Source organism: Pseudooceanicola sp. NS-SX8 (genome assembly GCF_057380755.1).
The window spans coordinates 1,515,360-1,530,927 of sequence record NZ_CM170819.1 but is presented as its reverse complement, the minus strand read 5'-3'; the positions used below and the strand labels follow the sequence as shown (position 1 = coordinate 1,530,927).

General features: G+C 65.9%; 12 protein-coding genes. 9 read left to right on the top strand and 3 right to left on the bottom strand.

Annotated features, from left to right (window positions below):
- Positions 1-113: 113 nt before the first annotated feature.
- The 3 genes from AC2IR1_RS07000 to AC2IR1_RS06990 all read right to left on the bottom strand — a co-directional run bounded on the left by AC2IR1_RS07000 (position 114) and on the right by AC2IR1_RS06990 (position 7,777).
- Positions 114-1,286 carry an amidohydrolase gene (locus AC2IR1_RS07000; protein ID WP_486475567.1) on the bottom strand — a complete coding sequence of 391 codons (1,173 nt, stop codon included), beginning with the start codon at positions 1,284-1,286 and terminating at the stop codon, positions 114-116.
- A 1,214-nt stretch (positions 1,287-2,500) separates the two neighbouring features.
- Positions 2,501-6,103, bottom strand: a complete 3,603-nt coding sequence (locus tag AC2IR1_RS06995; protein WP_486475566.1) for a calcium-binding protein — start codon at positions 6,101-6,103, stop codon at positions 2,501-2,503.
- A 1,077-nt stretch (positions 6,104-7,180) separates the two neighbouring features.
- Entirely contained in the window at positions 7,181-7,777 is a 597-nt protein-coding gene (locus tag AC2IR1_RS06990; RefSeq protein WP_486475565.1) for a helix-turn-helix transcriptional regulator, read from the bottom strand.
- 109 nt (positions 7,778-7,886) lie between these two features.
- On the opposite strand from AC2IR1_RS06990, the gene AC2IR1_RS06985 reads away from it, so the two are divergent.
- The 9 genes from AC2IR1_RS06985 (at position 7,887) to arsC (ending at position 15,509) form a co-directional block, all read left to right on the top strand.
- Positions 7,887-9,083: a substrate-binding domain-containing protein gene (locus AC2IR1_RS06985; protein WP_486475564.1), complete on the top strand. Its 1,197-nt coding sequence runs from the start codon at positions 7,887-7,889 to the stop codon at positions 9,081-9,083.
- A gap of 115 nt (positions 9,084-9,198) precedes the next feature.
- Entirely contained in the window at positions 9,199-9,963 is a 765-nt protein-coding gene (locus AC2IR1_RS06980) for an ABC transporter ATP-binding protein (protein ID WP_486475563.1), read from the top strand.
- Entirely contained in the window at positions 9,960-10,664 is a 705-nt protein-coding gene (locus tag AC2IR1_RS06975) for an ABC transporter ATP-binding protein (protein ID WP_486475562.1), read from the top strand. The genes AC2IR1_RS06980 and AC2IR1_RS06975 overlap by 4 nt, the downstream gene beginning before the upstream one ends.
- A 9-nt stretch (positions 10,665-10,673) precedes the next feature.
- Positions 10,674-11,666 (top strand): branched-chain amino acid ABC transporter permease, encoded by a 993-nt coding sequence (locus AC2IR1_RS06970; protein WP_486475561.1) that lies wholly within the window; start codon positions 10,674-10,676, stop codon positions 11,664-11,666.
- A 7-nt stretch (positions 11,667-11,673) separates the two neighbouring features.
- The gene (locus tag AC2IR1_RS06965; protein WP_486475560.1) at positions 11,674-12,759 is read left to right on the top strand and encodes a branched-chain amino acid ABC transporter permease; all 1,086 of its coding nucleotides are present in this window, start codon (positions 11,674-11,676) and stop codon (positions 12,757-12,759) included.
- Positions 12,756-13,604, top strand: coding sequence for an alpha/beta fold hydrolase (locus AC2IR1_RS06960; RefSeq protein ID WP_486475559.1), 849 nt, complete (start codon positions 12,756-12,758; stop codon positions 13,602-13,604). The genes AC2IR1_RS06965 and AC2IR1_RS06960 overlap by 4 nt, the downstream gene beginning before the upstream one ends.
- Before the next feature lie 143 nt (positions 13,605-13,747).
- Positions 13,748-14,086, top strand: a complete 339-nt coding sequence (locus AC2IR1_RS06955) for a DUF952 domain-containing protein (protein ID WP_486475558.1) — start codon at positions 13,748-13,750, stop codon at positions 14,084-14,086.
- A complete protein-coding gene (locus AC2IR1_RS06950) occupies positions 14,083-15,171 on the top strand; it encodes a quinone-dependent dihydroorotate dehydrogenase (RefSeq protein WP_486475557.1) in 1,089 nt (362 codons plus the stop codon). The genes AC2IR1_RS06955 and AC2IR1_RS06950 overlap by 4 nt, the downstream gene beginning before the upstream one ends.
- Complete coding sequence (arsC, locus tag AC2IR1_RS06945) at positions 15,168-15,509, top strand: arsenate reductase (glutaredoxin) (RefSeq protein ID WP_486475556.1); 342 nt, start codon at positions 15,168-15,170, stop codon at positions 15,507-15,509. Before AC2IR1_RS06950 ends, arsC begins: the two co-directional genes overlap by 4 nt.
- Positions 15,510-15,568 lie beyond the last annotated feature (59 nt).

Genomic DNA, 15,568 nt, shown 5'->3' with positions numbered 1-15,568 from the left:
GCCCCTGCCCCCAGTCGCGGACCGGGAGCAGATCCGGGGCTTTTCGGGGCCCGATCAGGCGGGGGTCGGGGCGAAACGGGCTGCGGAGTGGCAGCCCGTGGAGGGCGGTGCGATCAGGCGGGGAGTTCGGATTCGACCAGGGCGACCATGCTTTCCGCGACCAGCGGAATCAGGCGATCGTTGAAGTCATAGGCCGGGTCGTGGACCATCGGCCCCTGCAGCCCGTCTTCGGCCACACCGAAGAAGATGTAGGCGCCCGGCACCTGCTGCAGCATGAAGGCGAAATCTTCGGCCGCGAGGATCGGCGTGGCCTCAGCATAGCTCACGGGCGCGGCATCGGAGGAGAGCAGAAGGGCCGCATCGGCGGCGGCGGCGGCATCGTTGACCAGCGGCGGGTAGCCGTGGTGCCAGTCGAAGGTCATCTCCAGCTCCGCGGCGGCGGCATGGGCGGCGGCGATGCGACGGATGCCCTCTTCGAGGAAGGTGCGATCCCCAGGCACGAGGCAGCGGACGGTGCCGCCGATCCAGCCGTCGCCGGCGATGATGTTGTCGCCGGTGCCGACGTGGATCTGGGTGACGGAGACGACGGCGCCGTGCAGCGGGTCGATGCGCCGCGCCACCAGCGACTGCAGCGCGACGGTCAGTTCGGCCAGCGCCAGCGCGGTATCCTTCGCCATGTGGGGCACGGCGGCATGGCCGCCCTTGCCGGTGAAGGTGATACGGAATTCATCGGCCGAGGCCATGGTCGGCCCGGGCCGGGTCGCCGCCTGCCCCAGGGCCATGCGCGGTTCATTGTGGAAGCCGAAGACGCGATCGCAGGGGAAGCGGTCAAAGAGCCCGTCCGCGATCATCGCGGCGCCGCCCGCCTGGCCTTCTTCCGCAGGCTGGAAGATCAGGTGCACCGTGCCGGAAAACGCCCCATGGGCCGCCAGCGCCTCTGCCGTGGCCAGAAGGGAAACGGTGTGACCGTCATGGCCGCAGGCGTGCATCTTGCCCGCCACCTTGGAGGCATGGGGCAGGTTCGTCTGTTCCTGCATCGGCAGCGCATCCATGTCGGCGCGGATGCCGATGGAGGGCCCCTCGCCCCGGCGCAGGGTGGCCACGACGCCGGTGCGGCCCACGCCGGTCGTCACCTCGAACCCGGCATCGCGCAGGCGTTCGGCCACCAACGCGGCGGTGCGGTGTTCCTCGAACCCCAGTTCGGGGTGGGCGTGGATGTCCCGGCGCCAGTCGCGGTGTACCGGGAAGCGATCGGCCAGGAAGCGGGCGGCGGCGGGGTTGGTCATCTGGGGGTCCTGTCTTTCGGCGCGGATCTGGGCGGCAAGGGGCAACATGAGGCGACGTAGCTCCGGTGACGCCCCGGTTTCGCCCGGTCAGCGCCGACGCTGCCGCATGGAGGGGGCGAAGGCAATGGGCCGGAGGGCGCCAGACAGGCACTTGGCAGTCGCCAGGCAGGCATCGGGGCCACGCCGCACGCGGGATATGCAAACCCGAGGCCACAAGGGGAGGTGAAAAGAGAGCGCACCCGGGGATGACCCGGCCCGCGCGCGCCCGGGCCTGTGCAGGCCACAGGAAGGCGAGAGACGGGCCTGAGTCTGGCAACGGTCGGGACGAAGTGACGCTACGGCGCCCTTCGGCTGGGTACTTTCCGACGGTTCAAAACCTGCCCTATAGTGGAGGTGTCGGGACTCATTTGCATTGAGGATCAGGCGCTTGCCGGTCCGATGGCGGTCTCCCCCTGGGGCCAGGCGCGCCCGGCGGGCGGGTGCGCGCCCCGGTGGGGCCCGGGGCGCGCGAAGGTGCTTCTGACGACCGGCTGTGTGTGTGTGAGTGCCATCAGCCGTCGGAAGCTGCGGGTGGGCCGTGCCAGGCCCGCCCGCGCCCACGGGGAGAAGCTATGTGGAACCGGCTTCTCCCCGCAGTCTCCTGAACCCGCCGCATCGGGCGGGCCACATATGTCCTTTCCTGCAGCGCCACCCCGGGGACCCCGGCGGGCGCTGGATCGTACCTATACCCCCTAAATTTCGGGAGCGTTTCCATTTCTTCCCGCCACCGCGCCCTTGCGCGGGTCCCCGCGCAGGACGGCAGGGCATGGCGCCCTGGCGGCCCCGGGACGCGCCCCGCGCATCCCGTCGGAGACACGCGCCGGGGCGCCGGGAGTTTCGTGCCTGCCGGCTATATTCCGGCAGGCGCGGGACAGGACCCTTGGAGGCTGTGCCCTGCCCCGTTTTCGCAAGCCCCGTTTTCGCATGACCCGTTTTCGCATGACCCGTTTTCGCATGACCCGTTTTCGCAGGCCCCGTTTTCGCAGGCATTGCCGCATCGGCCAGCATGTGAGGGGATCCGGCCCGCCGGAGCGGCCCGGGAAAGTTGCATCCCCGAGGTCGGGCACCCGGCATTCCGGCAGGGTCGCCCTTCGGGGTCTTCGGCCAGCGGTGCCCCGAGGGGCACCACCGTTGTTCAGGTGTGGCGGCGCCCAGAGGCACCACCGCTCATCAGGTCAGGCAGCGGCGCCGAGGAAGACGAAGTTGCCTTCCTGCGCGACCTCTTCCGCCGTCAGGTCATCGCCCAGCAGCAGGATCGTGCCATAGCCCGGAACCTCGACCAGAACGCCGCCCTCTTCGCGGTCGGTGAAGACCAGGTCGGCGATGGAGGTCAGGCCCGGCACATCCAGTTCGATCGCATCCTTGCCGGACTGGAAGTCGGTGACGGTGTCGCCGTCCTCGATCTCGTCCTCGGCAAAGGCGAAGATATCCGCGCCGGACCAGCCGGTGACCGTATCGGCCCCTGCCCCGCCGGAGATGTAGTCATCGTCCTTGCCGCCATTCAGGCTGTCGGCGCCTTCACCGCCATAGAGGGTGTCATTGCCCTGGGAGCCCGCCAGCGTGTCGTCGCCTTCGCCGCCGTCGACCATGTCGGCGCCCTGGTTGCCCTTCAGGTAGTCGTTGCCGGACCAGCCCAGGATCACGTCATCGCCGGAACCGCCGGTGACGCGGTCATCGTTCTGGCCGCCGTTCAGGCTGTCGTCGCCCGCACCGCCATCAATGACATCCTCGCCTTCGGAGCCAGCCAGCGTATCCGCGCCGGAGCCGCCGGAAATCGTGTCATCGCCGGAATAGCCCTTCAGGTAGTCGGCCTCTTCGGTGCCTTCGAGGCTGTCGTCGAGAGAGGTGCCTTCCGCAAGGGTGTCTTCCTCTGCCGCGTCATCGGTGGTGGCTGCGGCTTCGGTCTCTGCTTCTGCGGTCTCCTCTTCGGTGGCCGTCGCCTCGGCGGTCTCTGCCGTGCTCAGGCTGTCCTCGTCGGCGGCGACGCTCAGGTCATCCTCGCCTTCGGAGCCTGCGACCTCGTCGTCACCGGAGGCGGCGTCGAGGCTGGCGCTGTCGTCCTCTTCGGAGGTATCGACCACGGTCACCACGGCGCTGCCGCCGACGATGGTGATCTCGATCACCTCGTAGGGGTTCAGGGTGACGCTGACCGTCGTGTCGTCGAAGACGTAATCGGTGTATTCGGCCCCGACATCGTGTTCGTTGTAGTAGTACTTCTCTCCGTCGATGGTGACGTAGTCGGCTTCCACCCGGCCTTCGCCGGAGATCCACATCTGGCCGTCCGAGGTGGACTGGTCGATGCCGACCTTGGTGCCGGTGACGGAGCTGTAGTCGGAGACGAGGGAGGAGAGGTCGATCTCCACCGTTTCGACATCGAGCGAGCGGGAGGCGACGTAGACCACGGTTTCCTCGTCGTCGGCGTAGACGGTCACGTCGACCTCGCTGTCATCGCCGCCCAGGTCGACATCCACCAGGTCCTTGCCCACCAGCGAGGAGGACATCATGTCGTAGATCGCCCCGTTGATGGAGGTGGTGACGCGGCCCTGGTCATCGGTGGTGACCTCGCCATCCTTGTCGCCGGCCAGATCGGTGGAGGTGTTGTGCATCACCGCCCAGACATCGGCACCGTCGACGCCCAGTTCGATCATGTTCTCGAACTGCTCCAGCATGGTGGAGGCGGCCTTCATGCCCAGTTCATCGGCATTGGAGGTCTTGATGTTCCACTCGGTGATGTAGAGGTCGAGGTCCTTGTCGAAGGCCTCGTCCCAGACGGCGTAGTCCTTCTCGATGTAGTTGAACTCGTCCAGGCTGCCATCGTAGTTGTCGTCGTCCTGGCGGTAGTAGTAGTGCTCCACCACGCCATCCAGGTCCTCGCGGGCCTCTTCGTCCAGCTGGTCGATGATGGTCTGGTTGGCGGCCTCCAGCCGGTCCACCCAGCTCATGTCGGAGCTTTCGGCGTTGTAGTCGGATTCGCCGGTGGGCGTGGCCATCTGCACGATGATCTCGGGCTGGTCGTCCGCCTCGTAGCCCGCGGCCTCCATGCCGTCGGCAAGGGCCTTGATGGCGATGTTGGCCTTGGCGCCGTATTCCTCTTCGCCGATGGTCGTCCAGTATTCGTTGCCGACCTCGAAAGCTTCGATGATGTCGCCGTAGTCTTCCATCACCAGCTGGCTGAAGAGTTCGATATCGTCGGCGAACTCCTCGTACTCTTCCAGGGTCATGTTCTGGGTCGGAATGACCAGGGTGACCGACAGCGCATCGGAGGTGTCGCCGTCGCCGTTGGGATCGGCCGCGTAGTCGAGCATCGCGGTGACCGCGTCGCTGAGGCTGGCATTGCCGTCCTCGTCGTAATCCAGGTCGACGATGTTGATCCAGCCGGTGCCCTCTTCCTCGGCCGTGCCATCGCCCTGGCCTGCCGGGTAGCGGATGGAGCTGATCTCCAGATCCTCGATCGCCTCGCTGATGTTGTCGTTGATCTCGCCATCTTCGGTGTTGACCGTGTAGATGACATTGCCGCCGAACATCTCTTCGCTGACGGAATTGCCGGTGCTTTCCGCGGCGGTCACGGTGAGGGAGATCGTTGCCTCTTCCTCGCTGTCGCCTTCGGCGGTAGCGGCGGTGTCTTCGGCATCATCTTCGGCGACGGCCTCTTCCGTCTCCTCCTCTGCCGCGGCGAGGCTGTCATCGCCCTCGCTGCCGGCCAGGGTTTCCTCATCCGCCTCGGCGGCGAGATCGGTTTCTTCGGTTTCGTCCGCAGCGACGGTCTCGTTCGTCTCGTCTGCGGCGGTTTCCTCAGCCTCTTCCGCCTCGCCGGCGGCGACCGTTTCCTCGGTCTCGTCCGCCTCATCGGCGGCGACCGTTTCTTCGGTCTCTTCCGCCTCATCGGCGGCGACCGTTTCTTCGGTCTCTTCCGCTTCGTCGGCGGCAACCGTTTCCTCGGTCTCGTCCGTCTCGTCGGCGGCGACCGTTTCCTCGGTCTCGTCCGTCTCGTCGGCGGCAACCGCTTCTTCGGTCTCTTCCGTCTCGTCGGTGGCGACCGTTTCCTCGGTCTCTTCCTCGTCGAGATCGGCGAAGACATTGGTGATGTCGTTGCCGTCGTCGTCCACCTCGACCAGTTCGCCCAGGCCTTCGGTGAAGTTGCCGACCCAGGAGGTGTCGGCAGCAAGTTCGTCTGCGGTGTAATCCTCGATCACCGCCACCAGCTCGTCATCGAGGTAGAGGCCGGCGCCGGAGCCGTCTTCCATGTCCACGATGGACAGGTAGCGGTCGCCCGAGGTGAAATCGCTTTCAGGGATCAGGGTGCCGTCAGATGCATAAAGGAAGATCTGATCGGACTTCAGGGTCGGGTCGTCGGTGGCGGTGTCGAAACCGGAAATCAGTGCCGGTGCGGCCCCTGCCAGGCCCGTGACGACATCGAACTGCACGCTGTCGTCTTCATCTTCGACCACGGTATCGCCGTCGTCGTCGCTGTCTCCGGCTTCGGACTGGGTCAGCGTTGCGCTGACAGCCGCGGCGCCGGCCACCGCGGCCTCGTCATCCGAGGAGGTACTGGCCGTATCGGCCGCGTCCTCCGTCGTCCCGGTCTCCGCGGTTTCGGAGGCTTCGGGGAAGACGTAGTCCATGATGTCGGAGCTTGCGTCCTCGGACGTCTCCTCTATCTCGGCCTCTTCGTCTTCCCCGTCGCTTTCCTCATCCGTGGAGAGGTCTTTACCCAAGTTCCCTTCGCCCACGAGGCCCGAGGCCAACATGCCGAAGAGCGACACTAGTAACGGTTCCACACTTAAACTCCGCACTCACAACTGACACACACAAGAAGGAGTTTGCCCGATATCTGCGGAGGTGAAAGCACTATCCGTGCAACGACAGCTTTACGATAAATTTGAATGGTCCCGAATGAGTTGCGCCCTACGCATGGGTCTGGAAGGCGCTGCGAAAACTCAAACAATTGAAAACATTGAATAACACGCAAAAGGTGTATTCGGGACTCCTCGATTGCACTAAAACAATCAACCAGTCTGAATGATTTTGCAAAGCCGGGATTGCGTTACGTCACAACCTAGGGGTGTGATGAATTTTCGCCCAAAAGGCGAGTGAGGAGACCCTTTCCAGGGGCTCCTCACCGCCGTGATACATCAATGACCATCGGGTGTGTGTGTGTGTCAGGGTGACGGAGCAGAGCTGTATCTTGACCCCATTTTATCCCAACGGGCCCGAAAATGGTAAGAAAATAACGGTCAGGCCATTTTCAGCGCAACGAGTTGTCCCGAGGGCCGCTTTGACCGGGCTCCGACAAATCGGGCTGGGGTGATTCGGCGCTTTCTTAACCCAACAGGGGGAGAAAACGGGGGAGTTACCCACGATGCAGGAGCATTTCGCGAGGATTTCCGCGGATCACCTGCCCCCTCCGGAAATTGAGTTGACTTAGGGTCATCTTTTTCAACCGGCCAGACAGGGTAAATTCACCTACGACTTTGGTCGCAAATTCGTTGCTCTTTAGCGTCTGCGACCCAGATCTCGAGGATCGGGCGCGATCCTTGCCGTCGAGATTCGCGGCGGCCTTCGCTGCGCCGGAGTGCTCCGCCAGGCCGATACGCCCCGCCACTTTTCCGAGAATAGCTCTCTTCCAGCCCCGCAAGCAAATCAACCAAAGGTTGTTCGACTAGGGCGGAACTGTGGCAATTCTTTCAACTTGTCAGCTCTTACGGCGGATTGAGGCGAGACCGTGGCAAATTCCATGCGCTCAGCGCATAGCTTGTACCCCTATGCGGGTATTTCCCGGCAGATCGGCGCGACGGCGGCCCGATGTGAGCACCCCCGATCATGAGAAGCCACTTCAGGGACGACCTCGGGCGGGGTCAGCTGCGGTCGACCACGTGGTCGGCGTCGATCTGGCCCAGTGCCTGGAACAGCGCGGAGGTGTTCACCACCCCGAACTTCTTCAGCAGCTTGGCGCGGTAGACCTCAACCGTGCGGTGGGAGATGTCGAGCTTCAGCGCGATCTCCTTGGAGGTCAGGCCGTCTGCGAGGAAGGAGACGATCTCCCTCTCCCGCCGGGTCAGCTCGTTGTAGGGACGGATCGGAGAGAGGTCGGCGAAGGACCAGACGGCGCGGGCCAGCGGCTCATCCGGGGTGAAGGAATGCCCCCGCACCCGGCACCAGAAGAGCGACCCGTCGCGGCGCGCCATGATGCGTTCGTCCCAGTAGACGTTCTTGTCCGACAGGGCGCGGATGCCGCGATCCCGGATGTTCTGGAACTCCTCCCGGGAGGGGTAGAGCACCTGGAAGGTCTGGTTGCGCAGCTCCTCGCGGGGGTAGCCGAACATCTCTGCGAAGGCGAGGTTGCAGTCGCGGATCACCCGGTTTTCGGTCACCACGAGGCCGATCGGCGCGTGGAGAAAGGCGATCTCCTCGAACCGGCCCGTGCGATAGGCATCCTCGATAAGTAGTTCCACGATATTGCTCCCGACCCCGGTCCTTGGGATCTTCCCTCCCGCAAGGAGATACTGAAACGGATGGATCAGCGCAATGCGCCTGCCGTCCGGATATAGGGAGGGAGGACCCATGAAATCAGTGTTCACACTGGTCGGCGCGCTCGCGTTCGGCCTGAGCGTCACCGGAGCGGCCCATGCGGAGGACCCGGTGAAGATCGCCCTGGTGCACGGCATGTCCGGATCCAGCTTCGAGGCCTTTTCCAAACAGTCCCAGACCGGGTTCGAGCTGGGCATCGAATATGCCACGGGCGGCACCAACATGATCAAGGGCCACCCGGTGGAGATCATCCACAAGGACACCCAGTTCAAGCCGGACGTCGCCCGCGCGGTGCTGGAGGAGGCCTATGGCGACGATGACGTGCTGCTGGCCGTGGGCGCGACCTCTTCGGGGGTGACCCTGTCGATGCTGCCCATCGCCGAGGAATACGAGAAGATCCTGATCGTGGAACCGGCCGTGGCCGACAGCCTGACGGGCCCGGACAGCAACCGCTACATCTTCAAGACCTCGCGCAACTCGTCCATGGACATGCAGGCCCAGGCCCTGGCGCTTGATCCCGACGAGAACCTGTATGTCGCCACGCTGGCCGAGGATTACGCCTTTGGCCGGGACGGCATCACCGCCTTCAAGTCGGCGCTGGACGGGTCCGGCGCCACGGTCGTGACCGAGGAATACGTGCCGCAGGGCACCACCGATTTCACCGCCAGCGCAGAGCGCATGTTCAACGCGCTGAAGGACAAGGAGGGCCGCAAGGTCATCATGATCTACGTCGCCGGTGGCGGCGACCCGATGGGCAAGATCAAGGCGATGCAGCCCGAGCGCTATGGCATCGAGATCTCCACCGGGGGTCACATCCTGTCGGTCCTGCCCACCTACAAGCGGGTGCCGGGCATGGAGGGCGCGATCTACTACTACTACGACCTGCCGAAGAACGACGTGAACGACTGGCTGGTGAAGACCCACATGGAGCGTTTCGAGACCCCGCCGGACTTCTTCACCGCGGGCGGCATGGCGGCCGGCATGGCCGTGGTCAAGGCGCTGGAAACCGCAGATGAGTGGGACACCGAGACCCTGATCGAGACCATGGAGGGCATGTCCTTCGAGACACCCAAGGGCACGATGACCTTCCGCCCGGAAGATCACCAGGCGCTGCAGTCGATGTACCACTTCAAGATCCGGGTCGACGACGATGTGGCCTGGGCCATCCCCGAGCTGGTGCGGGAGATCAAGCCCGAGGAAATGAACATTCCGATCGGCCGCGAGAACTGATCCGGCCGATCCCGTCCCGGGCCGGTTCCATCCCCGGCCCAGGACACCTTCCTGACCATGCCCCCCGCTGCGGGGGCCAGAGGTCAGGCCCCTTTCAGACGACAGGCCCCTTTCCATGTCCCAACCCTCTCTCGTCACGCAGGATCTGACGATCCGGTTCGGCGGCCACGTGGCCGTGAATGCCGTCAGCTGCGCGTTCCGCCCAGGGGAGCTGACCGTGATCGTCGGCCCCAACGGCGCGGGCAAGACCACGTTTTTCAACCTCATTTCCGGACAGCTGAAGGCGACCTCGGGCAAGGTGATGAAGGATGGCACCGACCTGACGGCCATGGCGCCTTCGACCCGAGCCCATCATGGCGTGGGCCGCGCCTTCCAGCTGACCAACCTGTTTCCCGCGCTGTCGGTGCTGGAGAACATCCGGCTGGCGGTGCAGGCGAAATCCGGTGACGGCTGGCGGATGTTCCGGCCCGCCCGGTCCCTGACCGAGCTGACGGCGCGGGCCGAGCGCTACCTTGAAGCGACCAAGCTGCAGGGAGTGGCGCATCAGCCCGCATCGGAGCTGTCCCACGGCGATCAGCGCAAGCTGGAGGTCGCCCTGCTGATGGCGATGGAGCCCGACATCTACATGTTCGACGAACCCACCGCGGGGATGAGCCTGGACCATGCCCCCGACGTGCTGGAGCTGATCGCTGAGATCAAGCACGACACCTCGAAGACGGTGCTTCTGGTGGAGCACAAGATGGACGTGGTGCGCGCGCTGGCCGACCGGATCATCGTCCTGCACAACGGCACCCTGCTGGCCGACGGCAAGCCGGACGAGGTGATGTCGAGCCAGCTTGTCAAAGATGTCTACCTTGGCCGCGGGGTGGAACACGCATGAGCCTGCTGAGCCTGAAACAGATGAAGACCTCCATCGGGCAGTACCACGTGCTGCACGACGTGAGTTTCGACGTGCCCGAGGGCGGCGTCTTCTGCCTGCTGGGCCGCAATGGCGCGGGCAAGTCCACCACGCTGCGGAGCATCATGGGGCTGTGGTCCCCCTCCCCCGGCTCTGTCACCTTCCGCGGCGAGGACATCACGGGGATGCACACCGCCGACATCAGCCGCAAGGGCATCGCCTTCGTCCCCGAGGACATGGGGATCTTCGGCGGGCTGACGGTGGAGGAGAACATGATCCTCGCCAGTGCCGATGGCACCTTCGACCAGAAGCGGCTGCAGTGGATCTACGAGCTGTTCCCCGCGATTGAAAAGTTCTGGGACAAGCCTGCGGGCGCGCTGTCGGGCGGGCAGAAGCAGATGCTGTCGGTGGCCCGCGCGATCATCGAACCACGCGAGCTGATCCTGATCGACGAGCCGACGAAGGGGCTGGCCCCGTCGATTGTCGACAACATGGCGGAGGCCTTCCGGGAGATTTCCGACAAGACCACCATCCTGCTGGTGGAACAGAATTTCGAATTCGCCAGATCGCTGGGGCGCGACATGGCCGTCATCGAGGACGGCCGGGTCGCCCATACCGGCAGCATGGCGGATTTCGTGGCCGACAAGGACCTGCAGGACCGCCTGCTGTCCCTGTCCGCCTGAGGAGGAGCAATGGACAAGTTCAATGAAACCATCGACCGGCTGGGCGGGGTCTACCTGCTGCCGGTCGCCGTGGCCGCCGTCTGCTTTGTGCTGATCGGCGCGCCGTCCAGCTGGGCCACGCTGACCGTGGCGGGGCTGGCCATGGGGATGATGATCTTCCTGATGGCGAGCGGTCTTAGCCTCGTCTTCGGGCTGATGGACGTGCTGAACTTCGGCCATTCGGCCTTTGTATCCTTGGGCGCCTTCATCGCGGCAAGCGTGCTGGCGGCCATGGGCGGCTGGCTGGGGTCGGATTCGCTGCTGCTGAACATCGCGGCGCTGCTGGCGGCCTATGGCGCGGCCATGGCATTCGGCCTGGTCGCGGGCTGGTTCTTTGAAACGGTCATCATCAAGCCCGTCTACAACGACCACCTGCGGCAGATCCTGATCACCATGGGCGCGCTGATCGTGGTGGAGCAGCTGATCCTGGCGATCTGGGGCGGCACGCCCTTCAGCGTGGGCCGCCCGCATTTCCTGGAAGGCGCCTTCCTGATCGGCAATGTCACCATCGAGATCTACCGCGCCTTCGCCTTTGCCCTGGGGCTGGTGGTCTATGCCGGCCTCTACTGGGTGCTGAACCGCACCCGGCTGGGCCTGCTGATCCGCGCCGGTGTCGAGAACCGCGAGATGGTGGAGGCCCTGGGGTTCCGCATCGACCGGCTGTTCATCGGCGTCTTCATGGCCGGGTCGGCGCTGGCCGCCCTCGGCGGGTCGATGTGGGCCGGGTATGAAACGCTGATCACCCCGCACCTGGGGGCGGACATGATGATCGTCGTCTTCATCGTGGTGATCATCGGCGGCCTGGGCTCTGTGCAGGGCACGCTTCTGGGCGCGATCATGGTGGGGCTGATGTCGAACTACATCGGCTTCCTGGCGCCGAAGCTGTCGCTGGCATCCAACATGCTGCTGATGATGGCGATCCTGATGTGGCGGCCCAACGGCCTGAAACCGGCGGTGAAGTGAGGCGGACATGACCAACAAAACCTCTCCTGTCGTCAAGATCGCCGTGCTGGCCATCGCCGCCGCCCTGCTGTTCTGGCCCTTCCTGTTCCAGGATGTGCGGTCGATCCAGGTGGCCGCGCGGATCTGCGTCTTCATCGTGCTGGTGGCAAGCTATGACCTGCTGATCGGCTACACCGGCATCGTCAGCTTCGCCCATACCATGTTCTTCGGCTTCGGCAGCTATGGCGCGGCCATCGCGCTGGACCGGATGGGCCCGGGATGGACGCCCGTCCTGCTGGGCGCGCTGGCGGGCGTGGCCCTGTCGCTGGTGACCGCCGTGGCCGTGGGCCTGCTGTCGCTCAGGGTGAAGGCGATCTTCTTTGCCATGATCACGCTGGCCACCGCCTCGGTCGCGCTGGTGCTGGCCTCTCAGCTGTCGGGGCTGACCGGGGGCGAGGACGGCATCACCTACAAGGCGCCCGACCTCTTCAAGCCCGCGACAAAGCTGCTGGTCGATGCGGACGGCAAGGTGGTCGACCTCTTCGGCGTGCGCCTGAACGGGAAGCTGGCCGCCTATTACTTCGTCTTCCTCAGCTCTCTGGTGCTCTTTGCCGTGATGCTGCGCCTCGTCGCCTCCCCCATCGGGACGGTGCTGAAGGCGATCCGGGAGAACGAGGCGCGGGCCGAGGCGATCGGATATCGCGTGGTGGCCTACCGCACCTTCGTCTTCTGCATCGCGGCCGTCATCGCCTCGCTTGCCGGGACGGTCTATGCGGTCTGGCTGAAATACACCGGGCCGGAAACCGCGCTGAGCTTCGACATCATGATCGACATCCTGCTGATGGTGGTGATCGGCGGCATGGGCACCATGTGGGGCGCGGTGATCGGGGCCACGCTGCTGGTGCTGGCGCAATACTACCTGCGCGACCTGATGGGCAGCGCGTCGGAGGCGCTGGCGGGCCTGCCCGTCCTGCCCGAGATCCTGAGCCCGGAACGCTGGCTGCTGTGGCTGGGCATCGTCTTCATCCTGCTGGTCTACTTCTTTCCCAAGGGGATCGCCGGCACGCTTTCGGCCCGGACATCGACAGGGACATCGGCAGGGAGGGCGGGATGACCTCACCTCGTTTCAGCTTCATCCCCGTCATGGATCACGAGTTGCACGTGACCGAATGGGGCAATCCCGATGCGCCGCCGCTGGTGCTGTGGCACGGGCTGGCGCGGACGGGCCGCGATTTCGACGAACTGGCGCGGGCGCTGTCGGATGAGTGGTTCGTGCTGTGCCCCGACACCATCGGGCGGGGCCTGTCGAGCTGGTCCGCCAACCCGGTGGCGGAATATTCGGTGGAATACTACGCCGGGATCGCCGCCGACATGCTGGACCGCTACGGGATCACCCGGACGGCCTGGCTGGGCACCTCGATGGGGGGCATGATCGGCATGCGGCTGGCCTCCGGCCCGCAGGCGGACCGGCTGTCCTGCCTGATCGTCAACGACATCGGCCCCGAAGTGCCCGCCCCCGCCATCGAGCGGATCCTGAGCTATGCCGGCACCTCGCCCGAGTTCCGCACCGTGACCGAGGCGGAGGTCTGGTTCCGCCAGTCCTACGTGCCCTTCGGCCCGGCCTCCGACGCCTTCTGGCGGCGCATGGCGCGGTCTTCGATCCGGCGCAGGGGCAACGGGCTTTTCACCCTGCATTACGATCCGCGGATCACCGTGGCCTTCACCGCCTCGGCGGATGAACTGGTGACATGGGAGCGCTGGGACCGGACCCGCCTGCCCTGCCACGCGATCCGGGGGGCAAGTTCGGACCTCTTCACGCCGGAGGTGGCAGAGCGGATGGTGGCAAGCGGGCCGAAACCGGGGCTGACGGTGATCGAGGGCTGCGGCCATGCGCCGACCCTGTCGCGGCCCGAGGACATCGCGCTGGTGCGGGGCCTGCTGGCGGAACTTGGCGGCTGACCTGCGCAAGAGCGGGGCGCGCCGGCGGGCCCGCCCTGCCCCTTCGGGCCAGCCCGCCCACCTGACCGCCCCGCCTGACCGCCCCGGCCCGCGCCGGGCCAAGCCAGATTGACGGAGCCCGCTTTTCCGGGCATGCCGTCGCCATGCTTATCTACAAGATCTTCCGCGATGCCGAATGGCAGGACCTGCAGCGTGCCGGCCAGACCGCTGGCGCCCCCATCGACCTGAGCGACGGGTTCATCCACTTCTCCACGGCGCAACAGGCCGCCGAAACCGCGGCGAAGCATTTCGCCGGGGTCGAGGGGCTGGTGCTGGCGGCCTGCGACAGCGAGGCGCTCGGCTCCGCCCTGACCTGGGAGGTGTCGCGCGGCGGCGCGCTCTTCCCCCATCTCTACCGCGAGCTGCGGCTGGACGACGTGACCGCGCACTGGCCCCTGCCGCTGGTCGACGGCCAGCATGCCTTCCCGGAGGTCATGGCGTGAGCGGGATCGACCTTCCCGGCGGCTTCGACCGCGCGGTGGAAAAGCTGGGCCTTGCCGCCCTGCACCGCTGTGACCCGGAACGGGCACACGGGCTGTCGCTGAAGGCGCTGCGCGCGGGCGTGGTGCCGCTGGCGGGGCTGGTGACCAGCGACCGCCTGCGCGGGGAGGTCGCCGGGCTGCGCCTGGCCAATCCGGTGGGCCTGGCCGCCGGTTTCGACAAGAACGCGGAGGCGCTGGCGCCGCTGGCGCGGGCGGGCTTCGGCTTCGTCGAGGTGGGCGCCGCCACGCCGCGCCCGCAGCCGGGGAACCCGAAACCGCGGCTTTTCCGGCTGACCGAGGACCGGGGCGTGATCAACCGCTTCGGTTTCAACAACGAGGGGATGGAGGCCATCGCCGGCCGGCTGGCGCAGCGCCCGTCGGACGCGGTGATCGGGCTGAACCTGGGGGCGAACAAGGACAGCGAGAACCGCGCGGGCGATTTCGCCGCCGTGCTGGCGCGCTGCGGGCAGCATCTGGATTTCGCGACGGTCAACGTATCGTCGCCAAACACCGAGAAACTGCGCGACCTGCAGGGCAAGGCGGCGCTGACCGCCCTGCTGGAAGGCGTGCTGGAAACCCGTGACGGGCTGGCGCGCCGGATCCCGGTCTTCCTGAAGATCGCGCCGGATCTGGATGCCGAGGCACTGGCCGACATCGCCGACGTGGCGCTGTCGCTGAAACTGGACGCAGTGATCGCCACCAACACGACGCTGGACCGCACCGGCCTGCGGTCGCCCCATGCGCCGGAAACCGGCGGGCTGTCGGGCGCGCCGCTCTTCGAGAAATCGACCCGCCTGCTGGCGCGGCTGTCGCAGCTGACCCAGGGACAGGTGCCCCTGATCGGCGTGGGCGGGATCGGCTCGGCCGAACAGGCCTATGCCAAGATCCGCGCTGGCGCCTCTGCGGTGCAGCTCTACTCCGCGCTGGTCTACGAGGGGCTGTCGCTGGTGCCCCGGATTGCCGAAGGGCTGGACCGGTTGCTGGCAAGGGACGGCTTTGCCTCGGTCGCGGAAGCGGTCGGCACGGGGCGGGAGGACTGGCTGTGATCACCATCTGGCACAATCCCCGCTGTTCGAAATCGCGCCAGGCGCTGGCCCTGCTGGAAGAGGCTGGCGCCACGATGGAGGTGCGACGCTACCTGGAAGAGCCGCCGACCGTGGCCGAGCTGCTGGAGCTTCAGGCCAAGCTGGGCCTGCCCGCCATCGGGATGATGCGGCCCAAGGAAGCGCTGTTCCGGGAGTTGGGGCTGAAGAAGGACATGCCCGACGCCCGGCTGATCGACGCCATGGCCGCCCATCCCAAGCTGATCGAGCGCGCGGTGGTGATCAACGGTCCCCGCGCCGTGATCGCCCGGCCGCCGGAACGGGCGCTGGACGTGCTCTGACCATGTCGGCCATGTCTATTCGGCCATGTCCATTTCGGCCTTCCGGCCGAAGCCTCCGG